Raw genomic sequence first — 19,749 nt, 5'->3', positions numbered from 1 at the left:
CGCAGGCACAAATGGAACTAGGTGACAGTCCGCCGCACGAGATGTCGTATCTCGCTTGAAAAACCCTACAAGATGGCGGGACTCGCGTGCAAGAGTCCGGAAACCCGGCATCCCCAATTTCCGCCCTGAAAACAGCCGGTTTCCACTGCTAGTTCAACGCTGTGCGGTATGGTGTTACCGCTTCCCTCGGTTGACAGTCGGGCGAGCGGTCCTAAAATGACTATAGTGCCGCCCGAAGAGGCGGCACATTTCATTTCAAGCTGCCCGGACCCTCGTTGCCGGACCTTTGGGACGCGCTGCCGTGAGCTCACACCTTCTACCGACCTATGCGCGTGCTGATCTTGCTTTCGAGCGGGGCGAGGGCGCCTGGCTGATCACGACCAACGGCGAGCACTATCTGGACTTTGCCTGTGGTGTGGCGGTCAACGTGCTCGGCCATGCACACCCCAAATTGGTGGCTGCGCTGACCGAACAGGGGCAAAAGCTCTGGCATGTCTCCAATCTCTTTCGGATTCCGGAAGCCGAGCGGCTTGCCGCGCGGCTCTGCCAAAACAGCTTTGCCGACACGGTCTTCTTCGCAAATTCCGGGGCGGAAGCCATGGAATGCGCGATCAAGACGGCGCGCAAATTCCATGCGGTGAATGGCCATCCGGAACGGTTCCGGATCATTACCTTCGAGGGGGCTTTCCACGGCCGCACGTTGGCCACGCTCGCCGCCGGCGGACAGAAGAAATATCTCGAAGGCTTCGGACCGGTGGCCGAAGGCTTCGATCAATTGCCGTTCGGCGACATCGAGTTGGTCAAGAAATCGATCAACGACAATACGGCGGCCATTCTGATTGAACCGGTGCAGGGCGAGGGCGGCGTTCGTGTCGTGCCGCCACAATTCCTCAAGGCCCTGCGGCAGGTCTGCGACGAGCAGGGACTCTTGCTCGTTCTTGACGAAGTGCAAACCGGCGTCGGTCGTACCGGCGAGTTGTTCGCCTATCAGCGCAGCGGAATCACGCCGGATATCATGGCGCTTGCAAAGGCGCTGGGTGGCGGCTTTCCGATAGGCGCCTGCCTTGCGACAGCGGAAGCTGCAAAAGGAATGACCGTCGGTACGCACGGCTCCACATTCGGAGGCAATCCTCTGGCCATGTCCGTCGGCAATGCAGTGCTCGACGTTGTGCTCAGTGACGGCTTTCTGGAAAACGTGCGCAAGATCTCCATCCTGTTTAAACAACGACTTGCTGAACTCAAGGATCGTTACCCGACAGTGATCTCGGAAGTGCGCGGCGAAGGCCTGCTGATCGGTTTGCGAGCAGTCGTGCCGCAAGGCGATCTGGTGAATGGACTGCGCGCTGAGAAGCTTCTGACTGTCGCGGCAGGTGATAATGTCGTGCGTTTGCTGCCACCACTCATCGCCGGCGAGGCTGAAGTCACGGAGGCCATCGGCATGATCGACCGTGCCTGTGCGCGGCTTGCCCAGGCACAATCATCTCTCAAGAAGGATGCCGTGGCATGAGCGGCAGCGTGCGTCATTTTCTGGATCTGATCGATATTCCCTCTGACGAGCTCCGCGGGATGATCGAACAGGCGAGGGCGATGAAGACAGCGCGGCAATCCGGCACGAATGTACGGCCGCTCGCCGGACAAACCCTGGCGATGATCTTTGACAAGCCGTCGACGCGCACGCGGGTGTCGTTCGATGTGGCCATGCGGCAACTGGGTGGCGAAGCCATCGTATTGACCGGACAGGAAATGCAACTCGGCCGTGGCGAGACCATCGCCGATACGGCGCGGGTGATGTCGCGTTACGTCGATGTCATCATGATCCGCACGCTCGATCACAATATTGTCGATGAACTTGCAAAATACGCGTCGGTCCCGGTGATCAATGGTCTGACCAAGCGGTCGCATCCCTGCCAAGTCATGGCTGACGTGATGACATTCGAGGAACACCGGGGGCCAATCCGCGGGCGGACCGTCGCTTGGACCGGCGACGCCAACAACGTGCTGGCATCCTGGATGCACGCCGCGGAACGTTTCGAATTCCTGCTCAAGGTCGCCTCTCCGCCGGAACTGAAACCGAAAAAATGGCTGCTGGACTGGATGAAGAGTTCCGGCGCGGCTATCGAAATCGGCGAAGATCCGGAACGGGCGGTCAAAGACGCCGATTGCGTAGTCACCGACACATGGGTCTCGATGGGCGATGAGCAGTCCCAGGCTAATCGCCACAATCTGCTCAGCCGTTATCAGGTGAATGCCAAATTGATGACCAAGGCCCGGCCGGATGCGATTTTCATGCATTGTCTGCCGGCCCATCGCGGCGAGGAAGTCACGGACGAGGTGATGGACGGCCGTCAATCGGTGGTGTTCGACGAGGCGGAGAACCGCTTGCATGCGCAGAAGGGCATCCTTACTTGGTGCCTGAATGCGACCATGTGATGAAAAACATAGAGATTCCGACCAGAACGCCGGCGACCCAGTCCGCTGACGACACGATCCTGCCATTCGAAGTGGCGGCGCTGGATTTGCGCGGCCGGGCGGTCCGGCTCGGCCCGGCGGTGGATGAGATCCTGTCTCGCCATGACTATCCCGCGCCCGTCGCCAGCCTTCTTGGCGAAGCCATTGCGCTTGCCGCATTGTTCGGATCGGCCCTGAAATTCGATGGCCGCTTCATTCTGCAGACCCAGACTGACGGTCCGGTGCGGATGCTTGTCGTCGACTACGCGACCGGCGGCAAGGTGCGCGCTTGCGCGCGCTTTGACAAAAGCCGCGTCGCTTCGGCCATCGCGGAGAAGAAGACATCTTCCGCAGAGTTGCTAGGCTTTGGCCATCTTGCCATGACCGTCGACCAAGGCGGCGATATGAGCCGTTACCAGGGAGTTGTGGCGTTGGAAGGCGAGGGCCTTGAAGAAGCGGCCCATGAATATTTTCGCCGCTCGGAACAGATACCGACGCGCGTCCGGCTCGCCGTGGCGGAAGAATTCCGTAGCGACCAAAGTGACAGTCTTAAACACCGCTGGCGCGCCGGCGGGATCATGGTGCAATTCCTTCCGAAAGCGTCGGAGCGCATGCGCGTGGCCGATCTCGATCCGGGCGATGCTCCCGAGGGAATGGAAAAACACGTGATCGTAGAGGACGACGCCTGGGTGGAAGGCCGTTCGCTGGTTGAGACCGTTGCGGATATTGAACTGATTGACCCCGTTCTCTCGACGGAAGAGCTGGTTTACCGGCTGTTCCACGAACGCGGTGTCCGTGTGTTCAAGAATGCAACCGTGGTCGCGCAATGTTCCTGCTCGCGCGACAGCGTGGAAGCGATGCTACGAAGCTTCTCGCAGGATGATCGCGACCACATGGTCGAGAATGACAAGATCGCGGTGACCTGCGAATTCTGCAGCCAGACCTACACTTTCGATCCCGAAGACGTGCGGGAAGATGGCGCGGGGCCGGTCAATTGATTGTGCGGCTTGGCGTGGAATCCAGCGAAAAGGCAGGTATGTCGATATCGAAACGTTCGCCTTTTCCGGTCACCATGCCGTAGCTGCCGGTCATGAAACCGGACGGTGTCGGCAGCGGAACTCCGCTCGTATATTCAAATGATTCTCCGGGCTCCAGTACCGGCTGCTCTCCGACAACACCGGCGCCGCGGACTTCCTGCACGCGCCCCTGTGCGTCGGTGATCTGCCAATAACGGGTCATTAGCTGCACGGCATCCCGGCCAAGATTGGTGATGGCGATCGTGTAGGCCCAGAAGAAGTGACCCTTGTCCGGCGCCGATCGCTCGGGAAGGAATCGCGGCAAGACGGTGACTTCAATGTTCCGGGTCACGGCGCGGTACATGTCGGAACCTGTATCATTGCACAACGATATATTGAAAACGATACTATTGAACAGGCTCATCTCGACGCTTGCAACGGCTGATCCGGTCGGCAAATCTGACCGGATCATAGGCCGGAAATCAAAGCAATGGCTCCCACAATGCCGACGGACCGCGATCTGCGTCTCGATCTGTTTCGTGGCATTGCACTATGGCTGATCTATCTCGATCATATCCCGTCTAATATCGTCGCCTGGGTTACGATACGAAACTACGGTTTCAGCGACGCTACTGAAATTTTCATTTTTATTTCGGGATTCACCGCTGCCTTCGTATATGGCCGCGCCATGCGCGATTATGGGTTCGTCGTGTCCGGTGCGCGCATCCTGAAGCGCGCCTGGCAAATCTATGTTGCCCATATTTTTCTGTTCGCCATCTATCTGGCGCAGATCGCCTATGTGGCGCGCAGCTTCCAGAATCCTCTTTATGCCGAAGAAATGGGAGTGCTGGATTTCCTGCAGCAGCCCGATGTGACCATCTTTCAAGCGCTGCTGCTTCGGTTCAAGCCGGTCAACATGGATGTATTGCCGCTCTACATCGTGTTGATGGTCTTTTTCGCGCCGGTGCTGTGGTTGCTGCTGCGCAACGCGACGGTGGCGCTTGCTGCTTCTGTTGCGCTCTATGTCGCGACCTGGGAGTTCGGCTGGAATTTGCCGGCCTATCCCGCGGGCGTCTGGTTCTTCAATCCGTTCGCCTGGCAGTTGCTGTTTGTGTTCGGCGCGTGGTGCGGCGTGGGAGGCGCGGAGCGGCTGAAGGGACTGCTAAGATCACGCGTGACGATCATCATTGCCATCGCGTATCTGGTCTTTGCGTTTTGCATCACGCTGACATGGCATTTTCCCAGATTGGCCCCGCTGGTGCCGAAATGGCTCGCCGAATACATCTACCCGATTGATAAGACGAATCTCGACGTCTTGCGGTTTGCGCATTTCCTGGCGTTGGCGGCGGTTACGGTTCACTTCGTTCCCCGAAACTGGCCAGCCCTCAAATTGAAATGGTTGCGGCCCGCCATTCTGTGCGGGCAGCATTCGCTGGAAATTTTCTGCCTTGGCGTGTTTCTCGCCTTCGCCGCGCATTTCGCCAAGGTTGAGATTTCGGGCGGGATCGCGATGCAAATTGCGGTCAGCGCGTTAGGTATTCTTATTATGGTTGCGGTTGCATGGCTCTTGTCGTGGTACAAGACCTCGACGGGCCGCAAAGGGGCAGCCCGGCCGAAAACGCCGGACGCGGACCTCGCAGGAGGCGAGGCATGAGAAAGCTCATACTGGGCTTGTTTTTCGCGCTGTTTGCTGCCGCGCCGGGCGTGGCGCAAGATTCCGTCATATCGGCCGCGCAGGCGGATCCCTGCGAAGTGCCCGGTTACATGCTGTTGGGTGACGCGAAGCTGGAAGAGGTAAGTAAGGCGGTCAAGGAGCGACGCCAACTAAACATCCTTGTGCTAGGAACGGGTTCCTCGGCCTTATCCGGCGGCGGGGCAAAGGCCTATCCTGCCCATCTTGAGGAAGTGCTGCGGCGGCGGTTCCCGGATATCACGGTTAATGTGGTGACGGCGGCCAAACCCCGTCAAAAAGCTGCAGAGATGGTAGGGAACCTCGAAAAAATGCTGCTCGACCAGAAACCCGATCTCGTAGTATGGCAAACGGGTACTGTGGATGCCATACGCGGGGTGGATCCGGACGCATTCCGTGACACGCTGGATGAGGGCATCGATGCCATTCATGAAGCGGGCGCGGATGCCGTTCTGATGAACATGCAATACAGTCCACGCACGGAATCGATGATCCAGTCGGGCGCCTATGCGGATACGATGCGGGTTGTCGCGCGCGACCGGGAAATCCCACTTTTCGATCGCCTCGAAATCATGCGTTACTGGAACGACAACGGCAATTTCGATCTCAATACCGGCACCCGGGACAGCGCGATGGCGCAAAAGGTTCATGACTGCATTGGCCGCGCCCTGGCGTCGCTGATTGTTGAAGCCGCCGATCTCGATCGCACGAAGCTCAATCCGACCCAGTGATGCACTCGCTTCGCTTCTTTCATCTCATATTCATGGCGGGAATTGCGTGGGCCGCTGCGGCGATGGCCGGGCCGGCCAGCGCCGAAGAAGCCGGCAAATCCGTACGGCCGCAATTTGAATGCAACGCGCCGCAGGATGTCACACGGCTGGCGCATCCTTTGCCGCGGACCGGAAAGCGGCTCGCGGCTGGCGAGGCGCTGAAGATCGTCGCCATCGGCTCATCCTCGACCGCGGGCGCAGGTGCAAGCTCGGATGCAAATACTTATCCGAGTCGTCTGGCCACCGAGTTGAGGGGCATGTTTCCGCGTCAATCCATTGTCGTCGTGAATCGCGGTGTGAATGGCGACGAGGCGCGAGGAATGCTGGGCCGCTTTGAGAAAGAGGTGATTGCGGAAAATCCTGACCTCGTGCTCTGGCAGGTCGGCACCAATTCAGTGTTGCGTGACGATCCAATCGCACCGGCCGGCCGCTTGATCTACGAAGGATTGAACCGGCTGAAGGCCGCGGGCACCGATGTCATTCTGATCGACCCTCAGTTCGCCCCGATGGTTCTCGCGAAAGCGGATGTCGCCACGATGGTGGATTTGCTGGCGCATGCCGCCAAATCGCAGAACGTCGATCTGTTCCGCCGCTTCGCGGTGATGCGGCATTGGCGGCAGGTTTCGCGCATTCCGTTCGAGGTATTTATCTCGGAGGACGAACTGCACATGAACGACTGGAGCTATGGCTGCATCGCCAAGCTGCTGGCCAGCGCAATTGCGGAAGCGGCGACCCGTTCCAGCCTGACTGCAAGCGCCACCGCGCGGTGAAGGGTTCTTATGTAGGCTCATCCCTGCTGTTCCGCGATAATCACAGATAAGTGGTGTTCAGCGGCCGGATTGCCTTCCCGCCATGGCCCGGGTGGTTTACAGGCTGTTGAACTCTTCGGGACCACGACCTTGCCCCTCGATTTCTCCTCCGGTGCCGACGGTATTTTGCCAGACCATATGGTCGCTGCGCTCGCAGGCGCGGGCGGCATCCAGTCTTCAGCGCCCTTCGCCGACGACCAAATCCAGCCAGCCAGCCTTGATTTGCGGCTGGGCAAGACAGCTTACCGTGTTCGCGCCAGCTTCCTGCCGGGCCCGCAGGCGAAGGTCGAGGATCGCATCGCGCAACTCAAGCTGCACGAAATCGATTTGCGCGAGGGCGCCGTGCTTGAAACGGGATGTGTCTATATCGTGCCGTTGCAGGAAAGCCTGAATTTGCCTGCGGGGATTTCCGCGTCGGCCAATCCAAAAAGCTCCACTGGGCGGCTTGATGTCTTCACGCGTGTCATCGCGGATCACGCGCGCGGGTTCGATCGTGTCGAGGCTGGCTATCATGGTCCGCTCTATGCGGAGATCAGCCCGCGCACCTTTCCCGTTCTGGTGCGGCAAGGGTCGCGCCTCTCGCAGATACGTTTTCGGCATGGGCAGCCGCTGCTCAACGCGGCTGATTTACGCGATTTGCATGCGCGAGAAAGGCTGGTCGACCGGGACGACGCGGACGTCAGCGAGGGCGTGGCGGTCGGGGTCGATCTATCCGGCCTCGGCCCAGACCGGCTGATTGGCTATCGTGCCAAGCGCCATACCGGATTAATCGACGTCGACCGCCGCAATGGATACGACGTGCTGGATTTCTGGGAACCGATGGCGGTCAGACCCGATCGCAGTCTGATCCTCGATCCGGACGAGTTTTACATCCTGGCATCAAAGGAGGCGGTGCAAGTCCCTCCCGACTATGCATCCGAGATGGTGCCCTTTGATCCTTTGGTTGGTGAATTCCGTGTTCATTATGCTGGATTTTTCGATCCTGGCTTTGGTTATGCTGGCGCCGGGGGGCGCGGGTCGCGCGCTGTGCTCGAGGTGCGATCGCGTGAAGTACCTTTCATCCTGGAACATGGCCAGATCGTTGGCCGACTCGTTTATGAGACCATGATGGCGCGCCCAGCAAAGCTCTATGGTCAGGGGATCGGTTCGAACTACCAAGCGCAGGGGCTCAAGCTTTCCAAGCATTTCCGGGCCTGAGCGCTCGCACTTGCCGCCTGGCCGGCAGCGTGGCTATCCTGTGCCTGCGCGGGCGTAGTTCAGTGGTAGAACGACAGCTTCCCAAGCTGTATGTCGTGGGTTCGATTCCCATCGCCCGCTCCAGCTCCAACGGGCGGGCGGGTTGCCGATGAACCATTTCCGACCTATCTGAAGGCCACTGGCGCCGTCCAATCACGCCAGGTCGCAGGAGCGTCATGCCGGAGGCAGCATCAAGGCCAACGTTACAAATCGCTTCGCGCCGATTGCCTATGGCTGCGATGATCGCAGCCGGCGCGGCTGGTGTGGTGCTGGCCGCAACGGTCGCGTTGTGGGCCCATTACGGCAGTGCGGTCTTTTACGAAATGCTGCTGGCCGGGTTTGCTGCCTGCTTCTGATCTGCCGAAACCAATCCTTCGCATGACCTCCCGTACATCCCATGTTCTACTTGTTCTGACCGCCTTTGTGGCGGGCCTTGTCATATTTTCGGCCGCCATCTTTTTCGTTGCCGGCAAGGGTCCGGCGGTTCAGGCGCCCGCGCCGTCCGCAGTCGGCGGCCCTTTCCGCCTGGTCGATCACAATGGGCAAACCGTCACGGACACGGATATGAAGGGCAAGCCCTTCCTCGTATTCTTCGGGTTCACGCATTGTCCGGATATCTGCCCGACGACGTTGTTCGAAGTGTCCGAGATACTGGGCAAGCTTGGCGGCGATGCGGAGCGGGTGAATGCACTATTCGTGACCGTCGACCCGGAACGGGACACGGCAGACAAGCTGAAGGATTACTTGTCGAGTTTCCATCCGCGCTTGCGTGGACTGACAGGGACCAGCGAGGCTATCGCGGCCATGGAAAAAGCGTACCGGGTCTATTCCAAGAAGGTGCCGCTGGATGGCGGCGGCTATACGATGGATCACACCGCTTTGGTCTATCTGATGAACAAGGATGGCCGCTTCGTCGCTCCCTTCAACATGAAGCGCAAGCCGGAAGAGGCCGCTGCGGATCTACGCAAGTATCTTTAGCGGTCTTTGCAGCCCGGTCGGGATTGCGATTTACTGTGCGACGTGTCTTGTGAGAGCGTGTTCGGTCTTGTCCCACGTATAGGGTTCAAGGATCAAATCGAACAAAGCCCTCCAGGCGGCAAGCGACAACAACAGCCAGTAAAGCGGCATCAACCAGAGCGAGCTCGCGCATGACATCATGCGCCGGCGTGCGAGTCCGAGGAGGCCGAGTGTACCCGAGACTGCATAGCCTGCGATGAGTGTTGTCCAATGAAAACCTACAAAAAGAAATTCCGTCGCGCTTGATTTGTCCACCCACAGCCAGCCCATGGCGACTTGCCATCCCAAAGCGACGACGAACACGCCGTGCGCCATGGCCGTCAAAAGCGCTCCACCAATGATCAAGTGAAACGCGAGAAAGCCCGATGGTCCGAGATCCCGCCACAACCGCAGCGGATGTCGCATGTGAACCAGCCATGTCTGCATCCAACCCTTGAACCATCGCGTCCGTTGCATGAGCCATGGCATGAGGCGGGAAGGTGCCTCCTCATAGGTCGTGGAGTTGATCACGGCTGTATGAAATCCAAAGCGCGCCAGCCGCATTCCCAGATCGGCATCTTCCGTCACGTTGTACGGGTCCCAAGCGCCCGCCTCACGAAGAATCGACATCCGAAAGTGATTGGACGAGCCGCCAAGCGGTAAGGGCAATCGCCAGGTTGCGATGCCGGGCAGAAACACGTCAAACAGGCCAGCATATTCGGCGGCGAACAAGCCTGTAAACCAGTTTTGATCGAAATTATCGATGGTCAGCCGCGCTTGCACGCAAGCCAGTTTGGGACCGCCGTCGAGGAAGGCCTGCAGCGCCTTTTTTAGTTGATCTGCATCCGGCCTGTCTTCGGCGTCGAATACGGCCACGTAACTGCCGCGCGCAAAGGGCAGGGCGGCATTGAGCGCTTTTGGCTTTGTACGCGGACCGTCCTTCGGTGCCGTTATGATCGTGAAAACTGGATCGAGCTTGAGTTTGGCAAGCGCCAATCGCGTTTCGGAATCGTCCGGCTCGACGACGAAAATGATATCGAGCTTTTCTTCAGGATAATCGAATGCCTTGAGCGCCTCGACCAATCCTTCGACGGTCGCCGCTTCATGATACAGGGCGATGATGATGGAATAGACCGGCAATTCGCTGTCCGCGATTGCATTCGGTCTTCTCGACTGGAATGCCGGGATCAGCATGCTTGCGAAGCGTAGAGCCGTCCAACCGAAGAACACCAAGGCAAGCGCAATAGCGACAGCGAGCGCGATCACTGCCGGTCCAGTCATGAATGCGACAACAGCAGCAAGGCCGACGATGACAGGCAGACATGTCAGATCGGAACGGGACAGTCTTGCGGAAGATTCCGGTCGTGTCGTTCTCAGTTCGACGATTGCCTTTCGAGCAAGCGCTGCGGCCGCATGTCTGCTGACAAACTCGAACAAGTGTCGAGATGTGGTCAGCCAAACATTCTCACGCAGGTCCGGATTTTGCCGTAACACCTTGACCAGTTGGCGAGCGATAATGTCGCGGGGTGCGATCACCATCACACGGCCTTGCCCCGTCTCCAGATGCAGGACGCCGGTCTTGACCGATTCAATCAGGTTGAGATCGCTGGCGAGGCAGGCATTGCGTGGAATGTTCAGAAGACGGTCGTATCCGGTGCCCAGCGAGAACGCCAACTCCCTCGTATATCGCTCGTCCGATATCGCGCCTTGCGCGACCAAGACGCGGTCGGCGCCGGTGCCGATCTCAATGGCGCGCAATTCTGCGGCGGCGATATCGCCCGGCCCAATCAGATGGCGGACGCAATCAATTTCCGGGCAGGATATGAGCTTCCGGCGAGCTTGCCGTTCGCGTTGCGGCCAGCGCGGCGAAAAGAGCGGCCTCTCGGCATTCGCAGACGAAGTCTGCGGCCCGGCATACTGGCGCGAAGTCGCCCCAATGTGAGGATGATCCCTCACATGCCCCCTCCGACGTGAAACCAATGCTACGCCGGCTCGGTTGGTTTATAAGTTGGCCGAGGGCGCTGGCTGCCGAAATTTTATAGACCATTATGCTCACAACTACCTTTGGTTGCATAGTCAGCCGCCATATTTCTGCGGTTGTTTTTGGGGCGGTAAGCTTCGGATTTATACAAATCTCGGGTGTGGTAACCGCCCACGCGCAGACGTCGGAGGCCTTGCCTGTTCCTGGCTTTTGGGATCCTCGCCGGCGGCCGGAGCGGCCTGACCTGTCCCGCGTGACGCAGATTCGCTTTCTGACGGAAGTGGATTATCCGCCCTTCAACTATGCAGGGCCTGACGGTCATCCCGCAGGCTTAAATGTCGACCTGGCCCGGATGATTTGCGAGGAATTGAGGGTCACATGCACCATCCAGATGCGCCGCTTCGACACGCTCATTCCCGCGCTCAATGAAAATCGGGGCGAGGCGGTGATCGCCTCGATCGCGGTGACGGAAGCCTCCCGTAAGCTGCTCGACTTCAGCGATCCCTATTATCGCGTACCGGCGCGGTTTGCCGCCCAGCGCGCCGTGGCGCAGGGGGAACTGAGGCCAGAACTGGTCGAGGGCAAGAAAATCGCCGTCGTCGCCGGCAGCGCGCATGAAGCCTATCTCAAGACGCTGTTCACCGAAGCGCAGGCGGTCCCCTATCCGAGCGCTGAGACGGCGCGGGAGGCGCTGAAGCGCAATCAGGTTGATTATGTTTTTGGCGACGGGATTTCGTTGTCGTTCTGGTTGAACGGCACGGAATCCGGAGGATGCTGCGCGTTCGCCGGCGGTCCTTTTTTTGAAAGCCGGTATTTTGGCGAAGGTGTCGGTATCGCCGTCAAGCGCGGCAACGACACATTGCGTCAGGCGTTCAATTGGGCCTTGTTTCGGCTTTGGGAAAAAGGCCGCTTTACCGACCTTTGGCTGCGTTATTTCCCTGTCAGCCCGTTCTGACCCGCAGATTTGACGCCGCCCGGTGCGGTTGCTTAAAGGTCCCCGCCCCGGAGAAAAGCATGTCTGTGACCGAAACCGCTCCAAATCTGCGCGAACTTGCCGAGCAATCCGGCGCTTGGCCGTTTGAACAGGCGCGCTTGATCGTCGCGCGCCTGAAGAAGAAACCCAAGGACGAGGTAATTTTCTCCACCGGCTACGGCCCCTCCGGCCTGCCGCATATCGGCACTTTTGGCGAGGTGGCGCGCACGACCATGGTGCGCCATGCCTTCCGTGTCCTGACAGACGACAGGATCAAGACGCGGCTGATCGCTTTCTCCGACGACATGGATGGTCTGCGGAAGGTCCCGGACAATATTCCGAACAAGGACATGGTGGCCGAGCATCTCGGCAAGCCCTTGACCAGAGTGCCCGATCCCTTCGGCACGCATCCGAGTTTCGGTGAGCACAATAATGCGCGGCTGCGTGCCTTTCTCGACACATTCGGTTTCGAGTACGAATTTTTGTCGTCGACGGCTTGCTATACGTCCGGTCGTTTTGATGAGGCCTTGCTGCGCGTGCTGGCGCATTTCGACAAGGTCATGGCGATCATGCTGCCGTCCTTGCGCGAAGAGCGGGCGCAGACTTATTCGCCCTTCCTCCCGATTTCTCCCCGCACCGGAATTGTCTTACAGGTGCCGGTGCTCGCCCATGATGCAAAGGCGGGCACGATCACTTATGAGGATCCAGAGACGAAAGAGCAGGTCACCACGCCGGTCACCGGCGGCCGCTGCAAACTGCAATGGAAGCCGGACTGGGCGATGCGCTGGTATGCGCTCGGCGTCGACTACGAAATGGCGGGCAAAGACCTCATCGATTCGGTGAAGTTGTCGGGCGAAATCTGCCGCGCTATCGGCGGCACGCCGCCGGAAGGCTTCAATTACGAACTCTTCCTCGACGAGAAGGGTCAGAAGATTTCCAAGTCGAAGGGCAACGGCCTGACCATCGACGAATGGTTGCGCTATGCCAGCCCTGAATCACTTTCGCTATTCATGTATCGGGAGCCGAAAGCAGCCAAGCGGTTGTATTTCGACGTGATCCCGCGGCACGTCGACGAATATCAGCAGCTTCTGGAAGGCTATCGGCGGCAGGACCCAAAGCAGCAACTGTCAAATCCGGTATGGCACATCCATTCCGGGCGTCCGCCGCAGATCGAGATGCCGCTCTCCTTTGCGATGTTGCTCGCGCTGGTGTCGTCTTCGAACGCGGAAAACGCAGACACATTGTGGGGCTTTATTGGCCGCTACCGGCCGGGTGTGACGCCACAAACGCATCCGAAGCTGAATGACCTCGTCGAATATGCGATTCATTACTATCGCGATTTCGTCCTTCCGACGAAGAGATTCCGCGAGCCGACCGAGCAGGAGCGGGCGGCCTTGACCGGTTTGCGCGACGCGCTCTCGCAATTGCCGGCGAGTGCAACGCCCGAGGAAATCCAGGATGTGGTCTATGAAGTCGGCCGCCGCGAGCCATTCCTCGACAAGACCGGCAAGGTCAAGAGCAAGGACGGGCGACCGGGCGTGTCGCTTGAGTGGTTCAACATGCTCTATCAGGTCTTGCTGGGGCAGGAGAAAGGGCCGCGCTTCGGTTCATTCGTCGCGGCCTACGGCGTCCAGAATACGGTCGACATGATCGACGGAGCATTGGCCCGCTCGGCCTGACGGCAGGGACTTGGTTGCATGGGCTCGCTGACGCTGGGATCACTGGTGATCATCGCGGGCACGATCGTCGGTACTTCATTCATTTCCGGCGTTTTCGGCATGGCGGGCGGAATGATTCTGCTTGGCGTGCTGCTGCTGTTCTTTGACGTCGTCACCGGCATGGTGCTGTTTTCGACCATTCAGTTGGCCGCCAACGGCTGGCGTGCGATTTTATGGCGCCGATACGCGCTCTGGCGGATTTTCTGGCTGTATGTTGCAGGTGCCTTTCTGGCCTTTCTCGCCATGCGCGCAATCGCGTTCGTACCCGACAAGGCGATGGTTTATCTCGCGCTCGGCGTGATGCCGTTCGTCATCGAATTGCTGCCGGCCTCCGCCCGCCCCAATATCGAATGGCGAGGCGTTCCTTTCATTACGGGTGTGCTGACCACGCTTGTTCAGCTCATTGCCGGTGTCGGCGGGCAATTTCTGGAAATTTTCTTTCAGAAGAGCCTGCTTGACCGCAAGACCACGGTCGCAACCAAGGCGGTCACGCAGACCTTCGCGCACCTTCTGCGCCTGATTTACTTCGGCTCACTCGCAGGGCACATGGACGTGGTGCCGCTTTGGGCACATACGTCGGCAATTCTGCTGGCCGTTGCCGGCACCTCACTCGCGCCATTCGTGCTCGAACGGCTGACGGATGTCGGATTCCGGCAATGGACGCGCTGGATTATTCTTGCAATTAGCGTCGTCTATCTCGCGCGTGGCGCCTGGCTAGTTTATCAGCCGTAGCGCAGTTACTGGCTCGCCCACATGACGCGGGCAACCCAGAGCACGTCGCTCATCGGCAGCGTGCGATCAGGATGGCTTGTGTTCAACGACTGCAGTTCGATCTGTTTTGCGGTCTTGCGCGCTAGTTGTTTGACCAGCACTTCGCCTTTCTTGGTCTTGACCACGACTCGATCACCTTTGCGTATCGGCGCCGCGGGCGACACAACGATGATGTCACCCTTGCGGTAAGCCGGCAGCATCGAATCTCCGGAAATTTCCAGGCCATAGGCGTGCTCATCATTGATGCCCGGGAAGGAGATCTCATCCCACCCCTTCCCGACCGGAAAGCCGCCGTCGTCGAAATAACCCCCGCTACCAGCTTCTGCGAAGCCGATGACAGGGATGCCCTGTGTCATGGGACGTGGCTTTTCGCTGATCAAGGTGATGAATGTTTCAACGCTGGTGCCGGTTGCAGCGAGCGACTTGGCGACCGATTCGGTTGATGGCCAGCGCGGCCGCCCGTCCGGCGTGATCCGCTTGGATTTGTTATATGTCGTGGGGTCAAGTCCGGCTTTCTTGGCGAGGCCGGACGGGGAAAGGCCGGCACGCTCCGCAAGTCGGTCGATGGCGGTCCAGATCTGGGAGTGGGTCAGCATAGCGCGGCTCATGTGCGGTCTCCGGCCGACGCCCCGGGCAAAGGGCGTGCAACTATGACTATCATCCTACTAGGAATTAGTGCCTTCCGCCGAGTCTGTCCAGTGGATTTGAGGTCGCATTTTCTTGAAAGGGGCGGGGGCCACCGATAGGGTCCCGCACCCCTGTGAACCGGAGTCGGCGCTGTGATTGGCCTTTTTGACCGTTTTGCCAGGCCAATTCTGAGGGCGCTGGACCCCGAAGATGCCCACAGGCTGGCATTGCGGGGCCTCAGGCTGATGCCCATGCCCCGGACCGCGCCAGACGATCCGAAACTCGCCATCAGCGTCTTTGGGCTGAATTTTCCCAATCCCGTCGGGGTGGCGCCGGGCTTCGACAAGAATGCCGAGGTGCCCGGTCTGTTGTTGCGGCTCGGCTTTGGGTTTGTGGAGGTGGGAACGGTCACCCCCCGCCCGCAGGCTGGAAATCCCCGTCCGCGTATTTTTCGGCTGGATGCCGATGAAGCGGTCATCAACCGGCTCGGTTTCAACAACGAAGGGGAAGTCGCGGTGTCGGCGCGGCTCGCCGGACGTACAAAGGGCCGCGGCATCGTCGGGGTGAATGTCGGCGCCAATCGTGATTCTCCGGATCGGGTCGCCGACTATGTCCGGCTGATCGAAGCCTTCGCACCGGTGGCCGACTACATCACCGTCAACGTGTCCTCGCCCAACACGCCGGGCCTGCGCGATCTGCAGCAGGCCAAGAGCCTGGACGACCTGCTGGCGCGGATCACCGAGGCACGGCAGCGCGCACAGCAGCGTCACGGAGCCATTCCGGTTTTGCTCAAGATCGCCCCCGACGTTGCGCTGGCCGACCTTGACGACATTGTCGGCATCGCCCGTCGCCGCGGCATGGACGGCATGATTGTCGGTAACACCACGCTGAGCCGACCGCCGAGCCTGCGGGAGCGGCAAAAGGCTATTGAGCAGGGAGGATTGTCCGGGCGGCCGCTTTTCGCGCTTTCCACGCGTTTGCTGGCAGAGACCTATGTGCGCGTGGAAGGCGCTTTTCCGCTGATCGGCGTGGGCGGCATTGATTCAGGCAAGGCCGCCGTCGCCAAGATCAACGCCGGCGCCAGTCTGGTGCAGCTTTATACCGGCCTGGTCTTTCACGGGCTTGCGCTTCTCGGCGACATCAAGCGCGAGCTTTTGAAGGCGATCGAGAGCGGTCGCCACGCCTCGCTTGCAGATCTCGTCGGTCAAGATGCGGCCGACATGACCGCGGATACTTGGCCGGTCTGATCGCTCAACGTCCGCGCGGTGCGTTCATAGCGCGCACAATCAGCCAGATCGGGATCACGATAATCGCGCCGAGCACGAAATAGCGCCAGAGCAAGTGAATGGCGTCGAAGCCCATATTCCACAGCGCCTCGATGAGGCTGCGAATGCTTTCGATGATGTTGTACGGATTGAACCCGAAGGCGTGGAGCACGAAGCCGATCAGGATGGACAGAAGCACGAGGCGGAAAATGACTGCGAGCGGGGAGCCGCCAAAAAATCGATTCACAGCTTCATTCGACATCGATGCAAATCCTCAATCCGCCACGGTTCGAGCCCGCGCAGGAGCTATTAAAGGGCTAGTTCGCCCGCTTTCAATGCCCTCCAGCATCTTTTCCAGCGTCTCCAGCCGATCGGCCTCGCGCGGCGGCTTGTCCCAGCGCAGCCGGCTGATCCGGGGAAAGCGCATCGCAAGGCCTGATTTGTGTCGCGTTGAACGCTGCAGGCCCTCAAACGCTACTTCGAGCACCAGGCCTTTTTCTTTTTCATGTATCACTTCGCGCACTGGCCCGAAACGCTCGGTGGTATTGCGGCGAACGAAGCGGTCAATTTTGAGCAACTCCTCATCGGTGAATCCAAAGTAAGCTTTGCCGACCGGGACCAGTTCGTCGCCAGCTTCACCATTGGTCCAGACTCCGAAGGTATAATCGGAATAATAGGACGACCGCTTCCCGCTGCCGCGCTGTGCATACAGAAGCACGGCGTCGACCGTGAACGGATCGCGCTTCCATTTCCACCACAGTCCTTTCGGTCGTCCCGGCACATACGGCGCATCGTGCCGTTTCAGCATGATGCCCTCAACGGCGGTTGCATCTTCCCCGGCGCCGGCGCTGGCCGGATCGGCGCGCGCCATCGCCAATTCATCCCAGGTCTTGAACGGCACGAGCGGGGAGATATCGATGCGTGGATCGTCGAGGCGTTGTACGAAGGATTCCAGTCGCTTTCGCCTCTCAGAAAACGGCATATCCCGTAAATCATCGCCTTCCTCGGTCAGAAGATCGTACGTCCGCAGATGAGCGGGAAATTCTGCGAGCAATTTGGGCGTGACCGATTTGCGATTGAGACGTTGCTGTAGAACATTGAAGGATTGCACGCGCCCATCGCGCAGGATCAGGAGTTCGCCGTCGATCGAGCCGTTGAAGTTCAGTGATTTCAGGAGGTCGGGGAAGCTTTTGGAAATTTCTTCGCCGGTGCGCGAATACATGCGCGCAACGTGATGGCCTTTCTCGTCGATACCGGCAGAGGCCTGCACCCGGATGCCGTCCCATTTCCATTCGGCGATGAAGTCCGAGGCGCCCAGCTTCTCAAAATCCGCCTCCTCGATGGCATGCGCGAGCATTGCCGGACGAAAGGGCGCGGGGTCGAGTGTCGCGGGCTTCTCGCCGCGATCCTCGAGCCATGCGAACAAATCGAGATAGGGCGACGCCAGATTCGGCCACATCAACTCGATATCGGTGACATCCTTGTTGCCCAAGGCGGCTGCCGCAGTCTTGGCGAGACGTGCGGACACGCCGATGCGCAATGCTCCCATCACCAGCTTGAGCAGTGCCCATCGCCCGGTTTCGTCCAGCGCGTCCAGCCAGCGCGCGAGCTGTGCCGGCAATTGTGCCTTGCCTGACGTGGCGAGGGTAACGACGACCTCCGGGAGGCTGGGAACGTGATCCGGCTTTTGCCCTTCGGGGCTGGGCCACATCAACGCGACGGTCTCTGCAGTATCGCCGACAAAATCGCGCGACAGGGCGAAGAGAACCGGGTCGGTACGTTCCGCGATCAATGTGCGGATGACATTCGGCTTGGCGTGCTGGAACGACAGGGCACCGGTCAGTGCGGCGAGTGCATAACCGCGATCGGGATCGGGCGTCTTCGCAAAATAATCGGTGATCAGGCGCAGCTTGTTGTTACGCGCCGGTTCATAGGTCAGGCGGTCCAGCAATTCGGCAAAGCGGTTCATGCCGGATGTCCTGATTGCCCGGCATCCGATACGCCGTCGGTTTCGTCCTCGTCGCCGTAGCCGACGATGTCGAGCGGGCGCGCCTTCAACCCTTGAGTCTGGCACCAATACACCAGTGCATCTTCCTGCCCGTGCGTCACCCAGATCTCGCCTGCGCCGGTGGCTTTTATGGTCATGCGCAACGCATCCCAGTCAGCGTGATCGGAAATGACCAGCGGCAATTCGACCTGGCTTTGCCGCGCGCGGGCGCGCACCCGCATCCATCCGGAGGCATAGCAGGCGAGCGGATCCGGGAAGCGGCGGGACCAGAGATCTTTCAGAGCCGACGGCGGGCAGAGCGTGATGCTGCCCGCGAGCTCGGCCTTTTTCTTGTCACGCAAGGGAAGCAAATCGCCAAGATCAATCCCGCGACTCTGATAGTAGCGGGTGATGCCGTCCATTGCCCCGTGCAAATAGATCGGTCTGTCATATCCGGCCTTGCGGATAAGGGCGATCACCCGCTGCCCCTTGCCGAGCGAATAGGCGCCGACGAGATGCGCGCGTTCCGGAAACAGTGCCACCGAACGCAGCAGCCTTGCGATTTCGTCATCGGGATTGCCGTGGCGGAACACGGGCAGGCCAAACGTCGCTTCTGTGATGAAAACATCGCAAGGCACAAGTTCGAACGGGAGGCAGGTTGGATCGGCGACATCCTTGTAGTCGCCCGACGCCACGACGCGCAGGCTCCCGGCTTCGACAGCGATCTGGGCGGAGCCTAGAACATGCCCGGCCGGATGAAAGGTGGCGGTGATGCCGTTCAGCTTGATCGGCTCGCCATAGCGAATGGCTTGTGTGGACCCGGCGAAGTGCGGCCCGTAACGCAGCCGCATGATGTCCAGTGTCTCCTGCGTCGCCAGGACGGCGCCGTGGCCAGAGCGGGCGTGATCCGAATGGGCATGCGTGATCAGGGCCTTGTCGACCGGCCGCGTTGGGTCGATATGAAAGCCGCCGTGTTTGCAGCACACGCCAGCAGGTGTCGGCAGCAAAAGGTCTTTCGCGCGCATCGCTCTCAGATATGCCATAAACCCCGCTTCGCGAGATGTCTGAGGCCAATTGCGAATGCTGTTACCCCGATCCCACTCGTCCAGCGGCCTGATCGCCGACCGCCGTTTGAATGGGCGCGCGACTGCGAGGCCAAGGACGACCCTGGCGCGGTCGATCTGATGCGGCAGGCGCCGGAGATCGCGGCCCGCTATGCTTCAGCCTGGTCGCGATTGGACGCCTTCACTGTCGAAACGCATAACGGCAGTGGCGTGATCCTCAGTGAGAAACTGCGCTACGCGCATGGCGAGGCGCATGTGCGATCCGCTTTAGCCGCCGGCGGCCTCGATCTCCTCCATATCGAGCCTGCCTCCATCAGAGCGGAGAATGGCCTTACCGCTCCCGGACTTCTCATCGTTGCGGCCTCGACCCTGCCACGGTCGCGGTCCTAATCTGCTGC

20 protein-coding genes and 1 tRNA gene are annotated in these 19,749 nt (G+C 59.7%); 15 read left to right on the top strand and 6 right to left on the bottom strand.

Annotation, left to right across the window (positions count from 1 at the left end; translation table 11 throughout):
- Positions 1-301: 301 nt before the first annotated feature.
- From RO009_06000 to RO009_05990, 3 genes are read left to right on the top strand one after another with little or no spacing between them, the layout of a single operon-like run.
- Positions 302-1,507, top strand: coding sequence for an aspartate aminotransferase family protein (locus RO009_06000; protein ID MDT3684578.1), 1,206 nt, complete (start codon positions 302-304; stop codon positions 1,505-1,507).
- Positions 1,504-2,430 carry an ornithine carbamoyltransferase gene (gene argF / locus RO009_05995; GenBank protein MDT3684577.1) on the top strand — a complete coding sequence of 309 codons (927 nt, stop codon included), beginning with the start codon at positions 1,504-1,506 and terminating at the stop codon, positions 2,428-2,430. Before RO009_06000 ends, argF begins: the two co-directional genes overlap by 4 nt.
- A complete protein-coding gene (locus RO009_05990) occupies positions 2,430-3,446 on the top strand; it encodes an Hsp33 family molecular chaperone (GenBank protein ID MDT3684576.1) in 1,017 nt (338 codons plus the stop codon). The genes argF and RO009_05990 overlap by 1 nt, the downstream gene beginning before the upstream one ends.
- Here the strand turns inward: RO009_05990 and apaG are convergent.
- Complete coding sequence (gene apaG / locus RO009_05985) at positions 3,439-3,828, bottom strand: Co2+/Mg2+ efflux protein ApaG (GenBank protein MDT3684575.1); 390 nt, start codon at positions 3,826-3,828, stop codon at positions 3,439-3,441. The genes RO009_05990 and apaG overlap by 8 nt on opposite strands.
- 126 nt (positions 3,829-3,954) lie before the next feature.
- On the opposite strand from apaG, the gene RO009_05980 reads away from it, so the two are divergent.
- The 7 genes from RO009_05980 to RO009_05950 all read left to right on the top strand — a co-directional run bounded on the left by RO009_05980 (position 3,955) and on the right by RO009_05950 (position 8,947).
- A complete protein-coding gene (locus tag RO009_05980; protein ID MDT3684574.1) occupies positions 3,955-5,118 on the top strand; it encodes an OpgC domain-containing protein in 1,164 nt (387 codons plus the stop codon).
- Complete coding sequence (locus RO009_05975; protein ID MDT3684573.1) at positions 5,115-5,885, top strand: GDSL-type esterase/lipase family protein; 771 nt, start codon at positions 5,115-5,117, stop codon at positions 5,883-5,885. Before RO009_05980 ends, RO009_05975 begins: the two co-directional genes overlap by 4 nt.
- A complete protein-coding gene (locus RO009_05970) occupies positions 5,885-6,694 on the top strand; it encodes an SGNH/GDSL hydrolase family protein (protein ID MDT3684572.1) in 810 nt (269 codons plus the stop codon). The genes RO009_05975 and RO009_05970 overlap by 1 nt, the downstream gene beginning before the upstream one ends.
- Before the next feature lie 129 nt (positions 6,695-6,823).
- Entirely contained in the window at positions 6,824-7,930 is a 1,107-nt protein-coding gene (locus tag RO009_05965; protein ID MDT3684571.1) for a 2'-deoxycytidine 5'-triphosphate deaminase, read from the top strand.
- 48 nt (positions 7,931-7,978) lie between these two features.
- A tRNA-Gly gene (locus RO009_05960) sits at positions 7,979-8,053 on the top strand.
- Between the two features lie 146 nt (positions 8,054-8,199).
- The gene (locus RO009_05955; GenBank protein ID MDT3684570.1) at positions 8,200-8,325 is read left to right on the top strand and encodes a hypothetical protein; all 126 of its coding nucleotides are present in this window, start codon (positions 8,200-8,202) and stop codon (positions 8,323-8,325) included.
- Positions 8,326-8,347: 22 nt separating this feature from the next.
- Positions 8,348-8,947, top strand: a complete 600-nt coding sequence (locus RO009_05950) for an SCO family protein (GenBank protein MDT3684569.1) — start codon at positions 8,348-8,350, stop codon at positions 8,945-8,947.
- Positions 8,948-8,977: 30 nt separating this feature from the next.
- On the opposite strand, the gene RO009_05945 is transcribed toward RO009_05950, so the two are convergent.
- Positions 8,978-10,921 (bottom strand): glycosyltransferase, encoded by a 1,944-nt coding sequence (locus tag RO009_05945; GenBank protein MDT3684568.1) that lies wholly within the window; start codon positions 10,919-10,921, stop codon positions 8,978-8,980.
- Between the two features lie 92 nt (positions 10,922-11,013).
- On the opposite strand from RO009_05945, the gene RO009_05940 reads away from it, so the two are divergent.
- From RO009_05940 to RO009_05930, 3 genes are read left to right on the top strand one after another with little or no spacing between them, the layout of a single operon-like run.
- Complete coding sequence (locus RO009_05940) at positions 11,014-11,901, top strand: transporter substrate-binding domain-containing protein (GenBank protein ID MDT3684567.1); 888 nt, start codon at positions 11,014-11,016, stop codon at positions 11,899-11,901.
- A gap of 59 nt (positions 11,902-11,960) precedes the next feature.
- A complete protein-coding gene (locus RO009_05935) occupies positions 11,961-13,598 on the top strand; it encodes a lysine--tRNA ligase (GenBank protein ID MDT3684566.1) in 1,638 nt (545 codons plus the stop codon).
- An 18-nt stretch (positions 13,599-13,616) separates the two neighbouring features.
- Positions 13,617-14,369, top strand: a complete 753-nt coding sequence (locus tag RO009_05930) for a TSUP family transporter (protein MDT3684565.1) — start codon at positions 13,617-13,619, stop codon at positions 14,367-14,369.
- A gap of 5 nt (positions 14,370-14,374) precedes the next feature.
- On the opposite strand, the gene RO009_05925 is transcribed toward RO009_05930, so the two are convergent.
- Complete coding sequence (locus tag RO009_05925; protein ID MDT3684564.1) at positions 14,375-15,004, bottom strand: helix-turn-helix transcriptional regulator; 630 nt, start codon at positions 15,002-15,004, stop codon at positions 14,375-14,377.
- A 183-nt stretch (positions 15,005-15,187) separates the two neighbouring features.
- Between RO009_05925 and RO009_05920 the strand changes: the two genes are divergently transcribed.
- Positions 15,188-16,282, top strand: a complete 1,095-nt coding sequence (locus RO009_05920; protein MDT3684563.1) for a quinone-dependent dihydroorotate dehydrogenase — start codon at positions 15,188-15,190, stop codon at positions 16,280-16,282.
- Between the two features lie 4 nt (positions 16,283-16,286).
- On the opposite strand, the gene RO009_05915 is transcribed toward RO009_05920, so the two are convergent.
- The 3 genes from RO009_05915 to RO009_05905 are packed head-to-tail and all read right to left on the bottom strand — an operon-like array spanning position 16,287 to position 19,312.
- Positions 16,287-16,562, bottom strand: a complete 276-nt coding sequence (locus RO009_05915; GenBank protein MDT3684562.1) for a DUF6460 domain-containing protein — start codon at positions 16,560-16,562, stop codon at positions 16,287-16,289.
- A 12-nt stretch (positions 16,563-16,574) separates the two neighbouring features.
- Positions 16,575-18,269, bottom strand: coding sequence for a cisplatin damage response ATP-dependent DNA ligase (locus RO009_05910; protein MDT3684561.1), 1,695 nt, complete (start codon positions 18,267-18,269; stop codon positions 16,575-16,577).
- Positions 18,266-19,312 carry a ligase-associated DNA damage response exonuclease gene (locus RO009_05905; GenBank protein ID MDT3684560.1) on the bottom strand — a complete coding sequence of 349 codons (1,047 nt, stop codon included), beginning with the start codon at positions 19,310-19,312 and terminating at the stop codon, positions 18,266-18,268. The genes RO009_05910 and RO009_05905 overlap by 4 nt, the downstream gene beginning before the upstream one ends.
- 159 nt (positions 19,313-19,471) lie before the next feature.
- Between RO009_05905 and RO009_05900 the strand changes: the two genes are divergently transcribed.
- Positions 19,472-19,741 (top strand): hypothetical protein, encoded by a 270-nt coding sequence (locus RO009_05900; protein ID MDT3684559.1) that lies wholly within the window; start codon positions 19,472-19,474, stop codon positions 19,739-19,741.
- The last annotated feature ends 8 nt before the right edge of the window (positions 19,742-19,749 follow it).

The sequence above is a fragment of the Pseudorhodoplanes sp. genome, from assembly GCA_032027085.1.
Taxonomy (GTDB): Bacteria; Pseudomonadota; Alphaproteobacteria; order Rhizobiales; family Xanthobacteraceae; genus Pseudorhodoplanes.
The sequence above is the reverse complement of the archived record's forward strand: the minus strand, read 5'-3'. Positions and strand labels throughout refer to the sequence as shown.

Excerpts from the sequence above, each read along its gene's own strand:
- argF (MDT3684577.1), top strand. The coding sequence starts at position 1,504 with ATGAGCGGCAGCGTGCGTCATTTTCTGGATCTGATCGATATTCCCTCT.
- RO009_05990 (MDT3684576.1), top strand. The coding sequence starts at position 2,430 with ATGAAAAACATAGAGATTCCGACCAGAACGCCGGCGACCCAGTCCGCT.
- apaG (MDT3684575.1), bottom strand. The coding sequence starts at position 3,828 with ATGTACCGCGCCGTGACCCGGAACATTGAAGTCACCGTCTTGCCGCGA.
- RO009_05980 (MDT3684574.1), top strand. The coding sequence starts at position 3,955 with ATGGCTCCCACAATGCCGACGGACCGCGATCTGCGTCTCGATCTGTTT.
- RO009_05975 (MDT3684573.1), top strand. The coding sequence starts at position 5,115 with ATGAGAAAGCTCATACTGGGCTTGTTTTTCGCGCTGTTTGCTGCCGCG.
- RO009_05970 (MDT3684572.1), top strand. The coding sequence starts at position 5,885 with ATGCACTCGCTTCGCTTCTTTCATCTCATATTCATGGCGGGAATTGCG.
- RO009_05955 (MDT3684570.1), top strand. The coding sequence starts at position 8,200 with ATGGCTGCGATGATCGCAGCCGGCGCGGCTGGTGTGGTGCTGGCCGCA.
- RO009_05950 (MDT3684569.1), top strand. The coding sequence starts at position 8,348 with ATGACCTCCCGTACATCCCATGTTCTACTTGTTCTGACCGCCTTTGTG.
- RO009_05940 (MDT3684567.1), top strand. The coding sequence starts at position 11,014 with ATGCTCACAACTACCTTTGGTTGCATAGTCAGCCGCCATATTTCTGCG.
- RO009_05935 (MDT3684566.1), top strand. The coding sequence starts at position 11,961 with ATGTCTGTGACCGAAACCGCTCCAAATCTGCGCGAACTTGCCGAGCAA.
- RO009_05930 (MDT3684565.1), top strand. The coding sequence starts at position 13,617 with ATGGGCTCGCTGACGCTGGGATCACTGGTGATCATCGCGGGCACGATC.
- RO009_05925 (MDT3684564.1), bottom strand. The coding sequence starts at position 15,004 with ATGCTGACCCACTCCCAGATCTGGACCGCCATCGACCGACTTGCGGAG.
- RO009_05915 (MDT3684562.1), bottom strand. The coding sequence starts at position 16,562 with ATGTCGAATGAAGCTGTGAATCGATTTTTTGGCGGCTCCCCGCTCGCA.
- RO009_05910 (MDT3684561.1), bottom strand. The coding sequence starts at position 18,269 with ATGAACCGCTTTGCCGAATTGCTGGACCGCCTGACCTATGAACCGGCG.
- RO009_05905 (MDT3684560.1), bottom strand. The coding sequence starts at position 19,312 with ATGCGCGCGAAAGACCTTTTGCTGCCGACACCTGCTGGCGTGTGCTGC.
- RO009_05900 (MDT3684559.1), top strand. The coding sequence starts at position 19,472 with ATGCGGCAGGCGCCGGAGATCGCGGCCCGCTATGCTTCAGCCTGGTCG.